The sequence below is a fragment of the Streptomyces sp. NPDC048352 genome, assembly GCF_040651895.1.
GTDB lineage: Bacteria > Actinomycetota > Actinomycetes > Streptomycetales > Streptomycetaceae > Streptomyces.
The window spans coordinates 34,875-48,234 of record NZ_JBEZKZ010000034.1 but is presented as its reverse complement, the minus strand read 5'-3'; the positions used below and the strand labels follow the sequence as shown (position 1 = coordinate 48,234).

The window sequence follows — 13,360 nt, the reverse complement described above, 5'->3', positions numbered from 1 at the left end:
GTAGTCGTACGACCGTCCCACCTCATCCTGCACCTTCCCAGGAGGCGCCTTGACCGGCTCCCGACCCCTGCGTCCCCGGCTGCGCGCCCTGCGGCCCGAAGCCTTCGGCGCGGACCCCTCCGGCGCACGGCTGGAGCGGATCCTGCGCTCGCCGAACTTCGCCGACGGCGTCTTCCAGAACCCGGTCGGGGCCCGGACCAGGCCTTCCGGATCGATGGCCGAGTTCGCCAGGACCTACTTCCAGAAGGAGCAGCGGGTCCGGCGCGGTCCCGGCGCGCCGATCCCCGTCTACCCGACCACCCTCGCCGAGCTGGCCAAGCCGCCCGTGAGCGGACTGCGCCTGACCTGGATGGGCCACTCCAGCGTGCTCGCGGAGATCGACGGCCGCCGGGTGCTCTTCGACCCCGTGTGGGGCGAGCGCTGCTCCCCCTTCCCCTTCGCCGGGCCCAAGCGGCTCCACCCCGTCCCGGTGCCGCTGGCCTCGCTGGGCGACGTCGACGTCGTCGTGATCTCCCACGACCACTACGACCACCTCGACCTCCCCACGATCAAGGCCCTGGCCGGCACGGACACGGTCTTCGCCGTCCCGCTGGGCGTCGGCGCGCACCTCGAGCGCTGGGGCGTCCCGGCGGACCGGCTGCGCGAGCTCGACTGGAACGAGGCCACCGAGGTCGCCGGGCTCACCCTCACGGCCACTCCCGCCCGCCACTTCTGCGGACGCGGCCTGCGCAACCAGCAGTTCACCCTGTGGGCCTCCTGGGTCGTCGCCGGCGGGGAGCACCGGATCTACCACAGCGGGGACACCGGCTACTTCCCCGGCTTCGAGGAGATCGGTGGCCGGCACGGGCCCTTCGACGCCACGATGATCCAGATCGGCGCCTACTCGGAGTACTGGCCCGACATCCACATGACCCCCGAGGAGGGCATGCGGGCCCACCTCGACCTCCAGGGCGGTGTCCCGCACGGCACGATGCTGCCGATCCACTGGGGCACCTTCAACCTGGCCCCGCACCCGTGGGAGGAGCCCGGCGAGGGGACCCTCGCCGCCGCCGGCGCGGCCGGCGCGGCCGTCGCCCTGCCGATCCCGGGCCAGCCCTTCGAGCCCGGCGCGCCCGACGCCCCGGCCGCACCCTGGTGGCGGCCCTTCACGGCCACCGCCCGGGCCGCCGGCGTGACCGCCCCGGCAGCGGCGGCGGGCCCGGCCCGCTCCGCCGCCCCCGACGGAGCCCGCGCGCCCGCCCTCCTCCAGGACGACCTCGACCTGGCGCGCGAACGCTGACGTCCCCGCCGCTGCCACGGCCCGCCCCGTTATGGCGGGAGCGGGCCGTGGCCGACGTCATCCGGACCGGCCCGGCGCCGGCGGCAGCGCCCAGCGCAGCGCCCAGGTCACGGCGTGACCCCCGGCGCGGGCCGCCGGGGCCGGTATCCACGCGACCACGTGCGCCGGGCCGGGCCGGACGGCCGCCCTCGCCCAGGGCGGCAGGAGCTCCACGGCCGCCGCGGCCAGCAGCGCGTACGGCAGCCGGGCCGCCCCCGGCAGCGGCGGATCGGTCAGCAGAAACCGGGCGGTGTCCCGGGAAGCCGCCGTCGGCCGCAGCGAGGGACGGTACGCGGCCATCCGCAGCGCCAGCTCCCGCTCGTCCTCCGGCGGCCGCTCCGCGCCCAGGGCCCTGGCCACCCGGGCGGTGTCGGCGAGGTAGGCGTCGCGGCCCGAGGGGCTCAGCGGATGCCGGCCGTACCGCTGGTGGGCCCGCAGGAAGCAGTACGCCTCGGCGACGTGCACCCAGGTCAGCAGCTCCGGGTCGTCGGCCCGGTACGGCATCCCGTCGGCCGTCCGGCCCCGGATCCGCGCGTGCACCTCCCGGACCCGGTCCACGGCCGCCGTCGCGTCGGCGCTCGTGCCGAAGGTGGTGACCGCCAGGAAGGTGCTGGTGCGCTGCAGCCGCCCCCACGGGTCGCCCCGGTACCCCGAGTGCGCGGCCACGGCCGCCATCGCGAGGGGGTGCAGCGACTGGAGGAGCAGGGCCGCCAGACCGCCGATGAACATCGACGCGTCCCCGTGGACCTGCCGCACCGGCCGTCCCGGCCCGAACCACCGGGGTCCGGGAGCGCCGTGGATCCGCTCCCGGTTGCGCGCGCCGTCGGGCCCGGCGACGCGCAGGAAAACCGCCTCGCCGGCGTGCCGCCTCAGCTGCCGGACGGCGGCCGTCGCCCGGGTCATGGGGCCAGTATGCGCCCGGCCGGGTCGGGCGCGGAGTTCGGGGTAAGCGCGCGGCATGGAAGCCAAAGAGACCACTCCGCTGCGCGCCGTCGCGCTCGTCTGCACGCTGACGCCCTCGCCCGCCCCCTCCAGCTCGCAGCTGCTGGCCGAACAGACCATGGCCGCCCTCGCGGACCACGGCGTATCGGGCAAGACCATCCGTGTGGTCGACCACGACGTGCGCCCCGGCGTACGGACCGACATGGGGGACGGTGACGCGTGGCCCGAGATCCGCGAGACCATCCTCGGCACCGACATCCTGATCCTCTCCACGCCGATCTGGCTCGGCCACCCCGCCAGCGTCGCCCAGCGGGTCCTGGAGCGCCTCGACGCCGAACTGGGCGAGAGCGACGAGGAGGGCCGCCCGCTCACCTACGGCAAGGTCGCCGGCATCTGCGTCGTCGGCAACGAGGACGGTGCCCACAAGGTCAGTGCCGACCTCTTCCAGGGGCTGAACGACGTCGGTTTCACCCTCCCGGCGAACGCCGTCACGTACTGGGTCGGCGAGGCCATGCAGGGAACGGACTACCAGGACCTCGACGAGACCCCGAAGAAGACCGCGGCCACCACCGCCACCCTGGCCGCCAACGCCGCCCACCTCGCGCGGCGCCTCAAGTACGCCCAGTATCCGGCGTCCTGACCGGGGCTGACGACCGGCTGACCGCCGCCGGCCGGGCCCGAGGTCCGCTCGGAAGTCGGCGGGGCCACCGGGAGCGCGTGCGCCCGCCGTCGTGCGGGGGTACGCGCTCCCGGCGGATTCGGGCTGCCGTACGAGCGCTCCATCGGGAGCGGGAAGCACCCCGGTGAAGTTCCCCGAGTGGGCACCGGCTGCGCGATCGTGCGGTCTAGCGTGGGTATCCGGTGATCAACACCGGGCCCCACGTACCGAGGACGCCGATGTCCGGACTCCGCGCCGCCCGCCACTCCCCGTCGAGACACGCCGTCAAGGGGCCCGGCCGGCAGATGCGCCCCCAGCTGGTCCGCGCCGCCGTGCTGCCCACGCTCGCCGCCGGGCTCAGCGGCGCCGCCGCGGTCATGTTCACCCTCCACCTCGGCGGGGGCGCCGGGGCCCGCGACGACCGGCTGTGGCCGGTGCTCGCGGGCTGCGCCCTGCTCGCCGTCGGCGCGCTCGCGGCCGCTCTGCTCGGGGCCCAGCGCGCCGCCAAGGCCGTCCGGGACCGCTGCGAGGCGCTGCGCCGCTCCAGCATGCGCGGACGCCAGGAGCTGCGGACGGCCGCCGAGCGGATCGAACGCGGGGAGGGTGCCGTGCGCCCCGTGCGGGGGGCCCAGGGCAGTGCGCCGCCGGAGGGGGACCCGTCCGGGGTGGACGAGTTCTGGCTGCTCGCACAGGAGTTGCGCAGCGCCCGGGAGCAGGCGCAGGAGACCCTCGTACGGCTGGCCGCGCCGCCCGCGCCGACCGACAGCGACCGCAAGGTGGAGGTCTTCGTCAACCTCGCGCGCCGGCTTCAGTCGCTCGTGCACCGCGAGATCGCCCTCCTCGACGACCTCGAGGACACCGTCGAGGACCCCGACCTGCTGAAGGAGCTCTTCCACGTCGACCACCTCGCCACCCGGATCCGCCGGCACGCCGAGAACCTCGCCGTGCTGGGCGGCGCCGCGTCCCGGCGCCAGTGGACCCGGCCCATCGACCTGAGCGAGGTCCTGCGCTCCTCGGTCGCCGAGGTCGAGCAGTACACGCGGGTCAAGGTGGTGCCCCCGGCGGGCGGAACCGTCCGGGGCCACGCCGTCGCCGACGTGGTGCACCTGGTGGCCGAACTCGTGGAGAACGCCACGGTGTTCTCCGCCCCCGACACGGACGTGGTGGTGCGGGCCGAGCGGGTCACCGCCGGGATCGCGGTGGAGGTGGAGGACCGCGGGCTGGGCATGCCGGTGGAGGAGCAGCACCGGATGAACCTGCTGCTCGGCGACCCCGACCAGGTGAGCGTGCGGCACCTGCTGGCCGACGGGCGGATCGGCCTGTTCGTGGTCGCGGCACTGGCCCGGCGGCACGGGATCGCGGTCGAGCTGAAGTCGAACATCTACGGCGGGGTGCTGGCCGTGCTGGTGCTGCCCCAGGGGCTGCTGGGCGCGGAGGCCCCGACCGCGTCCGACGCGCTGGGCGGATCCCGAACCACCTCATGGGGCACCGTCTCCTGGCCGACGACCGAGCCGGCCCCGGCGGCGGGGCCGGTCTCCGGCTCGGCGGCCCCGGGCGGGGGCGCCGGCTCGATGACCCCGGCGGGCCCGGGCCGGGCTCCCGTCCGGACGGTCCCGCCCCAGGGCCTGCCCCGCGACCCGGGCGGGTCGGTACCGGCCCCGGGTCCGGCGGTCCGGGCCCCGGCCCGGGAGCCGGGCGGGGATCCGGGCCGGGACTCCGGCCCGGCTTCGGGTACGGCCACGGCCCGGGGCGGGGCACCGGGCCTGGAACCGGCCTTCGGGCGGGCCCCCGGGCCGGAGCAGCCCCTGGAGGCGGACGCCGCTCGGGGTCTGGCCGCGGTGCCGTCCCCCGCCCGGCATGCGGAACTCCGCCCCGACACGGACGAGGGCGGGGCTCCGGGCACGGCCCGGACGCCGCCCCCGACCCCGGAGCCGGCGGCTCTGGACCGTGGCGCGGAGCCGACGCCCTGGGCCCCGGGCGCGGCAGCCCCGCAGCCGGCGGCGTGGGACCAGGCCGCGGCAGCCCCGGAGCCGGCGGCGTGGGACGACGGTCAGGGAGACCCCGACCGCGCGGCCTGGGTCCCGGGCGCGGTAGCCCTGGAGCCCGCGGCGTGGGGCCAGGGCGTGGCAGTCCCGGAGCCGGTGGTTCGGGAGCGCGGTGCGGGAGACCCCGCGCCCGCGGGCCGGGGCCCGGCCGGCGCCGGGTCGGTTCCGGACGCGGAGGAGCCCGGCCGGCGTGCGGAAGCGCCGGGCGGGTTCGGCCCCGCGCCGGCGGCCTGGAACCCGGGCCCGCCGCCGCCCCGCGTACCGCACCAGGGCTCCGCCCCGGAGGAGGCCCGGCCCTGCCTGCCCCGGCGCCGCGCCCAGCAGCACCTCGCGCCCCAGCTGCGCGACACCCCCACCCCCCGGCGGGCCGACGCAACCGAACAGCCCGTGCACGACCCCGGCCTGATGGCGGCCTTCCAGCGGGGCTTCGGCCTTGCCCAGGCCGACGAGCAGGCATGAACCCCAGCAAGGAGCACACCCCCATGGCCGGCGAACTGGCAACCAGGACAGGCAGCCTCTCCGATCTCGACTGGCTGCTCAGCGGTCTGGTCCAACGGGTGCCGTACACCCGCAGCGCGGTACTGCTCACCGCCGACGGACTCGTCACCTGCGTGCACGGCATGGATGCCGACAGCGCCGACCACATGGCGGCACTCGCCTCCGGCCTGTACTCCCTGGGCCGCAGCGCCGGCACCCGGTTCGGGGACGGGGCCGAGGTCCGGCAGGTGGTCGTGGAGCTCGACACGGCGCTCGTGTTCGTCTCCGCGGCCGGCTCCGGTACCTGCCTGGCGGTGCTCGCGGACCGCGAGGCCGACGCGGGCGTGCTCGGCTACGAGATGGCGATGCTGGTCAAGAGCGTACGGCCGTACCTGGCCGCGCCCCCGCGCCGGCCCGTCGCCGGCCCGGAGCGATGAGGGCCTGGGCGAGGGGGGCGCACGGGGTCCGCGGCTTCCCCGGGCCGAACGCTTTCCCCACGGCCCGGGACACGCCCTGGCTGGACGATTCCGCCGGCCGCGTCATGCGCCCGTACACGGCCAGCGGCGGCCGCACCCGTCCGGCCATGGCGCTCGACCTGCTGTCCGTGATGACCGCGACCGGCGTACGCCCCAGGGGCCCGCTCGGTGCCGAGCACGCGCTCGCGCTGCGCGTGTGCGCCGGTGCGGCGGCGGTGACCGTCGCCGAGGTGGCCGGGCAACTGCGGCTGCCCGCCGTGGTGGTGAAGGTGCTGCTGTCCGACCTGATGGAATGCGGGGCTGTCATGGCGCAGGCACCCCGCTTCCCGGACGGCGGCGGCCCGCTCGCCGCCGATGACGTGTCCCTGCTGCGGGCGGTGCTCGATGGCCTGCGCCGACGGCTGTGAGACGGCCCCGGCCCTCCCCGCGACCTTGAAGATCCTGGTCGCGGGCGGGTTCGGGGCGGGCAAGACCACCTTCGTGGGTGCGGTGAGCGAGATCGAGCCGCTGTGCACGGAGGAACTGCTGAGCGGGCCGGGCGAGGCCGCCGACCCGCTCGACGGGGTGGAGGCGAAGACGACGACGACGGTCGCGCTGGACTTCGGGCGGATCACCCTGGACGACCGGCACGTCCTGTACCTCTTCGGCACGCCCGGCCAGGAGCGCTTCTGGTTCCTGTGGGAGGAGCTGTGCGCCGGCGCGCTCGGTGCGGTGGTCCTCGCGGACACCCGCCGCCTCGCCGACTGCTTCCCCGCCGTGGACTTCTTCGAGCGCCGGGGGATCGGCTTCGTCCTCGCCGTCAACGAGTTCGACGGCGGTCACCGCTACACCTCCCAGGAGGTCCGCGAAGCCGTGGGCCTGGACCCGGACGTGCCCGTCGTCCGGTGCGACGCGCGCCTGCCGCGCTCCGGTACGGGGACGCTGGCCGCCCTCGTCGAACACCTGCTGTCCACGGCCCGCCAGGGCCGCCGGGAACACCACGGCCGGCCGGACCGCCTGCCGCACGCACATCAGGGGGAACCGCCATGACCCACTACGAATCGACCGGCCACCTGCTGCTCACCCCGGTGGACCGGGAGGCTCCCGCGCGGGCCCTCCGGCTGCGCGAGATGGGCCTGGGCGAGCGGGTGGACGCGGAACTCGACGCCTTCGCGCGCCGGGTCGCCGACACCCTGGGGGCCCCGTACGCGGGGGTCAACTTCGTCGGGGAGGAACGGCAGTTCTTCGCGGGTCTCCACCACGGCCCGGACGCCGCGGCCGGCGGCTACCCGGCCCGGGTGCTGCCCCGCGACCACGGCTACTGCCCGCACGTGGTGGTGCGCCGGCGGGCCCTGGTCCTGGAGGACGTACGGGATTTCGCGCGCTTCGCGGGCAACGCCGTCGTCGACGGGAGCGGGGTCCGTTCGTACCTCGGGGCGCCCCTCACCGACCGGCACGGCTTCGTCCTGGGCACCGTGTGCGCGGTGGACGTGGTGCCGAGGCGGTGGGGGACGCAGGGCCTGGCGACGGCCAAGGCGCTCGCCGCCGAGCTGGGCGGGCTGCTGGACGACCGGTCGGCCCGCCGCGGCTGACGGGAGGCCTTCCGGTGTCCGTGGACCGCCCTCAGCGCAGGAAGGCGGTGATCCGCTGCCGGAGGGAGGCCGCGTCCAGGCCGTGGGCGGCGGTGTGCTCCTCCACCGTGCCGTAGCGGCGCAGCTCCGCCCGTCCGACACCCAGCGGCAGCACGCGGTGCGGCACCTCCATCAGGGCCTGCCCGGCGGCCGCCGCCGAGGTGCCGGCGAGGTACGGCTCGACCAGCACCACATCGGCCGCGGCCCGTCCGGCGGCGGTGCGCAGGGCCGCGTCGTCGAAGGGGCGCACGGTGGCGGCGTACAGGACGGTGACGTCGAGGCCCTCGGTGGCGGCGAGGACGTTGTCGAGCAGCGGGCCGACGGCGACCACCACACCCGCGCGCCCCTCCCGCACGGTCTCGAAGCGCGGGCCGTCGAGGGGGCGCGGGGAGCGGTTGGACATCTCGGAGAGCCGGACGTACACGCGGTCGTCGCCGGCGGCGTAGGCGTGCCGCAGCAGCGCCTCCGCTTCGTCGGGGTGGCCGGGCACGTGGACGGTCCAGCCGTCGAGGGTGTCGAGCAGCGCCACGTCGCCGGGTGCCATGTGGGTGAACCCGCCGGCCGGCCAGTCGTAGCTGGCGCTGGCGCTGACCAGCACCCCGCCCGTGCCCTGGTGCCCGAAGTCCAGCTTGACCTGCTCGAACGGCCGCTCGACGAGGAAGCTGGCGAAGGTGTGCACCACGGGACGCAGCCCCGTGAGGGCCAGCCCGCCCCCCACGCCGACGAGCAGCTGTTCCCGGATCCCGACGTTGATCACCCGGTCCGGGTGCCGCTCGCGGGCGGGCCGGAACCCGTCCACGGTGATCTCGGCGAGCACGAGGGCCAGCCGGGGGTCCTCGTCGAGCAGCCGCGACGTGACGGAGACGAACCGCTCCCGCATGGTGTCCATCGTCGTGTCCATCATCGTGTCCCCCTCAGAACTTCTTCTCGACGCGGGCGACGACGGCGAGCGGCCGGCCCGGATGCGGTGCGGTGAAGGCGGCGTGCAGGGCCGCGTGGTCGCGCCCGTCGACGGTGAGCGCGCTCCAGCCGGCCGCTTCGAAGCGGGAGGCGATCCCGCCGGGCCACCCGTGGGTGGCGGAGTCGTTGTCGATCACCACGGTGTGCAGCGCCTCCAGTCCGGCGGAGCCGGCGTACGCGATGGCCTCGTGGTTGCTGCCCTCGTCCAGCTCGGCGTCCCCGATCAGCACCCACACCGCCGACTCGTCCAGCCCCTGGGCCCGCAGCCCCAGCGCGCTGCCGACGGCGAGCGGCAACCCGTGCCCCAGCGAGCCGCTGCCGATCTCCACGCCGGGGATCAGGGTGCGGTCGGGGTGGTGCCCCAGCGGGGAGGCGTACGTACCGAACCCGGGCAGCCAGTCGACGGGGAAGTACCCCTTCGCGGCGAGCACGGCGTAGTAGGCCATCGGCCCGTGCCCCTTGGACAGCAGGAACCGGTCCCGCCCGGCATCCCCGGCCGTCCCGGGCCGCACCCGCAGCACCCGGTCGTAGAGCACCCACAGCACGTCGAGCGTGGACGTGGCGGCGGGCCCGTGCTTCTCGGCGCCGGTCATGAGCGCGATCAGCCGGTCCAGATCCTCGTAGCGGAGCCCTGCGTCCGCGGTTAGCTGTGTCATGCACCAACCGTGCAACCTCAAGCGGACTTGAGGTCAAGCGCCGGACGCCGCGTACGTCAGGTCCCATCCGCCCCGGAAAGGTGCGCGCGACCACCCCCGGAAGTGCGGTATTGTTCTCGTGCCGGTCCGGCCGGGGGAAACCCCAGGTCAGCGGGCATCGGGACGTGGCGCAGCTTGGTAGCGCACTTGACTGGGGGTCAAGGGGTCGCAGGTTCAAATCCTGTCGTCCCGACTCGAAAGAGTCGCAGATCAGGGGCCGTTTCGGAGCAATCCGAAACGGCCCCTTGATCGTTTTTGGGGACCAGTCGGGGACCAGGCCGGTCCGAGCGGGTGATACGGCGGTCATTGCCGACGCCGAGAAGGTCCTCCTGCTCCGGCACCGGCATGTGGTCCTGCCGGAGGCGCGACGGGGTGCTCAGGCGCTGGAGGCGGCGTGGATCACCATGCGGCGCGCTCCTTCCGAACGTCTGGTCCAGCCGCGCCGCCCTCGCGGGGGTGAGCCGCGGGACGGCATGGGCGACCGGGGCGGGGCGGTCGCCGGCCCCATCTCCTCCCACGCGTACCCGGCCCCCGGACTCCGAATGGCGCCACCGTCAGCGCAACTGTGGCCGCTCCACGCCAGTCCGCCCAGTCGACTGACTCGAACCACCCATCGCCCCTCAGAATCAAGCCAAGGCGGCTGAAAATACTCGGCACTTGAGGCATGCTCGATCATGTGAGAGTGATCACGTAGTGGACGTTGCTGGATACTGCAAGGATGTGATCGGTTAAAAGCTTGCGGAAGTGGCGCTTTGCGCTTGGGTGCAAGCGTCGGGGTGTAAGCAGGGGGAAGCGTGATTTCTTCACACTTTGATGTCGTGGTCCTTGGGGCGGGGCCCGGCGGTTACGTCGCGGCAATTCGCAGCGCCCAGCTCGGGCTCAGTGTCGCCATCGTCGAGGAGCGCTACTGGGGCGGCGTCTGCCTCAATGTCGGCTGCATCCCCTCGAAGGCGCTCCTGCGCAATGCCGAGCTCGCCCACCTCCTCGGCCACGAAGCCAAGGAGTTCGGCATCACGGTGGAGGGCACTGTCTCGTTCGACTACGGCGCGGCTTTCCAGCGCAGCCGCCGGGTGGCGGACGGCCGGGTCAAGGGCGTCCACTACCTGATGAAGAAGAACAAGATCACGCAGTTCGAAGGGCGCGGGCACTTCGCGGGCCCCAACAGCCTTCAGGTCCGAGGCAACGACGGCGTCGTCCAGGACGTCACCTTCGACCACTGCATCCTCGCCACGGGTGCCACTCCCCGGCTGCTCCCCGGGACCTCGCTGAGCGACCGGGTGGTGACCTACGAGGAGCAGATCCTCGCCGACCGGCTGCCCGAGAGCATCGTCATCGCGGGCGCCGGCGCCATCGGGCTGGAGTTCGCGTACATCCTGCGCAGCTACGGCGTGCAGGTCACGATCGTCGAGTTCCAGAACCGGATCGCCCCCCTCGAAGACGAGGAGGTCTCCGCCGAACTGGCCCGCCGCTACAAGCGACTCGGGATCGAGCTCCTCACCTCCACCCGCGTGGACGGCATCGACGAGTCGGGCGAGAAGATCCGGGTCACCGTCACCAGCGGCGACCGGCAGCGGGTCCTCGAAGCGGACAAGGTGCTGCAGGCCATCGGATTCCAGCCCAGAGTCGAGGGCTACGGGCTGGAGAACACCGGCGTGAGGCTGACCGAGCGCGGTGCCGTCGAGGTCGACGCCCGCTGCCGGACCTCGGTGCCGCACATCTACGCCATCGGTGACGTCACCGCCAAGCTGATGCTGGCCCACGCGGCGGAGGCCATGGGCGTCATAGCGGCCGAAACGATCGCGGACGCGGAGACGGCCGAGCTGGACTTCGTGATGATTCCCCGGGCGACGTACACCCAGCCCCAGATCGCCAGTTTCGGCTGGACCGAGGCCCAGGCCCGCGAGCAGGGATTCGACGTCCGGGTCGCGAAATTTCCGTTCATGGCGAACGGGAAGGCGCACGGCCTCGGCGACACCGGCGGCTTTGCTAAGATCATCAGTGATGGCCGCCACGGGGAACTTCTCGGCGCGCATCTCATCGGGCCCGAGGTCACGGAACTCCTGCCCGAACTCACACTGGCCCAGCAATGGGATCTCACGGTCACCGAATTGGCCCGGAACGTTCACGCCCACCCGACGCTGGGTGAGGCCGTCAAGGAAGCCATTCACGGACTTGCCGGTCACATGATCAATATGTGACATCGGTGTTACATCAAGACGAATTTCGAACAACATAGCATTAGTAACGGGGGTTGCTATGCGTTCCACCTTCACGTCTCTGATACATAAACCTGCCTATGAGGGGCATGCGAAACACCTCAGAGAGGTTTTCGCCGATCCGCTCTTCGACCGCCCCACGGGCCTCGACGACTCGGCACGCTGTGACCTCACCTACCGTCGCCTGAAGCACATCAACGACGGCCTCGGCCTCACCGCACCGCTCCTCGAAGACCGTGAGCGCCTCTTCACCCTGGTGGAATGGGCTGCGCTCGCCGACCCGTCGCTGTTCTACGGGGTCTTCCTCCACTACTGCACCACCATGGGCGCCATCCAGGACTTCGGCCGGGGCCGCGACGACCTCGACGACCTCATCGGCTCCATGGTCAACATGGACACCATCGGCTCGCTGATGATGACCGAGGCGGGCCGCGGCAACAGCAACGCGAACATCCGCACCCAGGCCGTATACGACGCCGAACGCCAGGAGTTCGTCCTCCGCACCCCGGACCCGGCCGCGGTCAAGTTCCCGCCCGGCGTCTCCTCCCCGTTCCCGAGGACCGCCGTCGTCAGCGCCCGCCTGATGGTCGACGGCCACGACCGCGGACTCTTCTTCTTCGTCGTCCCCATCCGCGACGCCGACGGGCGGCCCTGCGACGGTGTGCGCATCGCCCCGCAGCGCCCCACCGCGATCCTGCCGCTGGACTGCGCGCTCGTCTCCTTCGAGGACGTCCGCGTCCCCTTCCGCCACTGGCTGCGCGACGGCGCCACCCTGACTCCGGAAGGCGAGTTCACCGACCCGGCCGGCGACGCCCTCACCCGCACCCGCCGCCTCCTCAGCGTCATCCGCCACGCCTGGGAAGCCGCCGTCGTCGGCCTGTCCGCCGTCAGCCGCGCCAGCGCGGCGGTCGCCGTACGGCACGCCCACCACCGGCGCACCTCCGGCCGCCACGCCGCGGACGTCCCCGTCATCACCTACCGCAACCAGCAGCGGCCCCTGTTCGGCGCCCTCGCCGCCGCGTACGTCACCGGCTTCGTCGCCGCGACCGTCGCCGCGCCCGAGAAGCCCGTCGCCAGTGCACGCACGATCCGCACCACCTCCCTGCTGAAGGTGACCGTCGACCGGCTCGCCGAGCGCGTCACGATCCGGGCCCGGCAGGCCGCCGGCGCCCTGGGCTTCTTCGCCGACAACCGGTACCTCGACTACCAGGGCCTCGCGCACTCGTTCAACACCGCCGCCGCCGACAACCAGATGATGCTGCTCGACGGCGCCCTGACCCTGGCCGCCGGCGTCGAGTACGAGCCCCCGGCCCACGCGGCACCCACCCGGGCCGAGCGCGACCGTTTCACCCCCGAGGTCTGGACCGCCCTGGCAGCCACCCGCGAGCGGCTGCTGCACCAGGAGCTCACCACCGCCCTGCGCACGGCCACCGAGGCCGGCCGGTCCACCCTCGACATGTGGAACGAGAACAACGCCCTCGCCGAGGCCCTCTCCGAGGCGCACGCGTTCTCCCTCGTCCTCGACACCGTCCGTACCGCCCTGGACTCGGTCGCCGATCCCGCCGCCAAGGCCGCGCTCACCGACCTGTGCGCCCTCTACGCGACCGAGGAGATCGCCGCCCACGACGGCTGGTACCTGGCCCACGGCCTGCTCGACGCCGACGAGGTCCGCTCCCTCCCGCAGCGGGTCAACGAGCTGTGCGAGCGCATCGCACCGCACGCCCTCGAACTCGCCGAAGGACTCGACGTCCCCCACGAGGTGGTCGGCGCCCCCATCGCGGAGGCCGACTACGTGCACGCCCTGACCGCCCACACCGCGGTGGCGCACCCCGACCTCCAGGCCTGACGGCCCCCATCCCCAGCAGCTCGGAAGGCTCCGCCGCCTCCTGAGCCGATGACGCACGCGTACGGCCGATTCCCGAGTCCCGTACGTCTTCAGCCGTGCCCGCGCCCAGGGCCAAGG

General features: G+C 73.8%; 12 protein-coding genes and 1 tRNA gene. 10 read left to right on the top strand and 3 right to left on the bottom strand.

The window, feature by feature from the left end:
- The first annotated feature begins 49 nt into the window (after positions 1–49).
- Complete coding sequence (locus AB0D45_RS19095; protein ID WP_362460345.1) at positions 50–1,279, top strand: MBL fold metallo-hydrolase; 1,230 nt, start codon at positions 50–52, stop codon at positions 1,277–1,279.
- A 57-nt stretch (positions 1,280–1,336) separates the two neighbouring features.
- Here the strand turns inward: AB0D45_RS19095 and AB0D45_RS19090 are convergent, their stop codons facing one another.
- Positions 1,337–2,221 carry an oxygenase MpaB family protein gene (locus AB0D45_RS19090; protein WP_362460342.1) on the bottom strand — a complete coding sequence of 295 codons (885 nt, stop codon included), beginning with the start codon at positions 2,219–2,221 and terminating at the stop codon, positions 1,337–1,339.
- A gap of 55 nt (positions 2,222–2,276) precedes the next feature.
- On the opposite strand from AB0D45_RS19090, the gene AB0D45_RS19085 reads away from it, so the two are divergent.
- The 6 genes from AB0D45_RS19085 (at position 2,277) to AB0D45_RS19060 (ending at position 7,487) form a co-directional block, all read left to right on the top strand.
- A complete protein-coding gene (locus AB0D45_RS19085) occupies positions 2,277–2,900 on the top strand; it encodes an NAD(P)H-dependent oxidoreductase (RefSeq protein ID WP_361611183.1) in 624 nt (207 codons plus the stop codon).
- Between the two features lie 257 nt (positions 2,901–3,157).
- Entirely contained in the window at positions 3,158–5,422 is a 2,265-nt protein-coding gene (locus AB0D45_RS19080; RefSeq protein WP_362460339.1) for an ATP-binding protein, read from the top strand.
- 23 nt (positions 5,423–5,445) lie between these two features.
- Entirely contained in the window at positions 5,446–5,877 is a 432-nt protein-coding gene (locus tag AB0D45_RS19075; RefSeq protein WP_362460394.1) for a roadblock/LC7 domain-containing protein, read from the top strand.
- A gap of 104 nt (positions 5,878–5,981) precedes the next feature.
- Entirely contained in the window at positions 5,982–6,323 is a 342-nt protein-coding gene (locus tag AB0D45_RS19070) for a DUF742 domain-containing protein (RefSeq protein ID WP_362460336.1), read from the top strand.
- On the top strand, positions 6,301–6,945 hold the full coding sequence (locus tag AB0D45_RS19065) for an ATP/GTP-binding protein (protein ID WP_362460333.1): 645 nt from the start codon (positions 6,301–6,303) through the stop codon (positions 6,943–6,945). Before AB0D45_RS19070 ends, AB0D45_RS19065 begins: the two co-directional genes overlap by 23 nt.
- The gene (locus tag AB0D45_RS19060) at positions 6,942–7,487 is read left to right on the top strand and encodes a GAF domain-containing protein (protein ID WP_362460330.1); all 546 of its coding nucleotides are present in this window, start codon (positions 6,942–6,944) and stop codon (positions 7,485–7,487) included. The genes AB0D45_RS19065 and AB0D45_RS19060 overlap by 4 nt, the downstream gene beginning before the upstream one ends.
- 31 nt (positions 7,488–7,518) lie before the next feature.
- On the opposite strand, the gene AB0D45_RS19055 is transcribed toward AB0D45_RS19060, so the two are convergent.
- Entirely contained in the window at positions 7,519–8,415 is an 897-nt protein-coding gene (locus AB0D45_RS19055; RefSeq protein WP_362460391.1) for a transketolase C-terminal domain-containing protein, read from the bottom strand.
- Between the two features lie 25 nt (positions 8,416–8,440).
- Entirely contained in the window at positions 8,441–9,142 is a 702-nt protein-coding gene (locus AB0D45_RS19050; protein WP_362460327.1) for a transketolase, read from the bottom strand.
- 158 nt (positions 9,143–9,300) lie between these two features.
- On the opposite strand from AB0D45_RS19050, the gene AB0D45_RS19045 reads away from it, so the two are divergent.
- From AB0D45_RS19045 to AB0D45_RS19035, 3 genes are all read left to right on the top strand, one after another.
- A tRNA-Pro gene (locus AB0D45_RS19045) sits at positions 9,301–9,374 on the top strand.
- Between the two features lie 604 nt (positions 9,375–9,978).
- On the top strand, positions 9,979–11,379 hold the full coding sequence (gene lpdA, locus AB0D45_RS19040) for a dihydrolipoyl dehydrogenase (RefSeq protein ID WP_362460389.1): 1,401 nt from the start codon (positions 9,979–9,981) through the stop codon (positions 11,377–11,379).
- Positions 11,380–11,437: 58 nt separating this feature from the next.
- Positions 11,438–13,243: an acyl-CoA dehydrogenase gene (locus AB0D45_RS19035; protein WP_362460324.1), complete on the top strand. Its 1,806-nt coding sequence runs from the start codon at positions 11,438–11,440 to the stop codon at positions 13,241–13,243.
- Positions 13,244–13,360: the final 117 nt, after the last annotated feature.

What these genes read in the sequence shown, in the direction of transcription:
- AB0D45_RS19050 (WP_362460327.1), bottom strand. Translation starts at nt 9,142, where the DNA reads ATGACACAGCTAACCGCGGACGCAGGGCTCCGCTACGAGGATCTGGAC.
- AB0D45_RS19060 (WP_362460330.1), top strand. Translation starts at nt 6,942, where the DNA reads ATGACCCACTACGAATCGACCGGCCACCTGCTGCTCACCCCGGTGGAC.
- AB0D45_RS19070 (WP_362460336.1), top strand. Translation starts at nt 5,982, where the DNA reads ATGCGCCCGTACACGGCCAGCGGCGGCCGCACCCGTCCGGCCATGGCG.
- AB0D45_RS19080 (WP_362460339.1), top strand. Translation starts at nt 3,158, where the DNA reads ATGTCCGGACTCCGCGCCGCCCGCCACTCCCCGTCGAGACACGCCGTC.
- AB0D45_RS19085 (WP_361611183.1), top strand. Translation starts at nt 2,277, where the DNA reads ATGGAAGCCAAAGAGACCACTCCGCTGCGCGCCGTCGCGCTCGTCTGC.
- AB0D45_RS19055 (WP_362460391.1), bottom strand. Translation starts at nt 8,415, where the DNA reads ATGGACACCATGCGGGAGCGGTTCGTCTCCGTCACGTCGCGGCTGCTC.
- AB0D45_RS19090 (WP_362460342.1), bottom strand. Translation starts at nt 2,221, where the DNA reads ATGACCCGGGCGACGGCCGCCGTCCGGCAGCTGAGGCGGCACGCCGGC.
- AB0D45_RS19065 (WP_362460333.1), top strand. Translation starts at nt 6,301, where the DNA reads ATGGCCTGCGCCGACGGCTGTGAGACGGCCCCGGCCCTCCCCGCGACC.
- AB0D45_RS19075 (WP_362460394.1), top strand. Translation starts at nt 5,446, where the DNA reads ATGGCCGGCGAACTGGCAACCAGGACAGGCAGCCTCTCCGATCTCGAC.
- AB0D45_RS19035 (WP_362460324.1), top strand. Translation starts at nt 11,438, where the DNA reads ATGCGTTCCACCTTCACGTCTCTGATACATAAACCTGCCTATGAGGGG.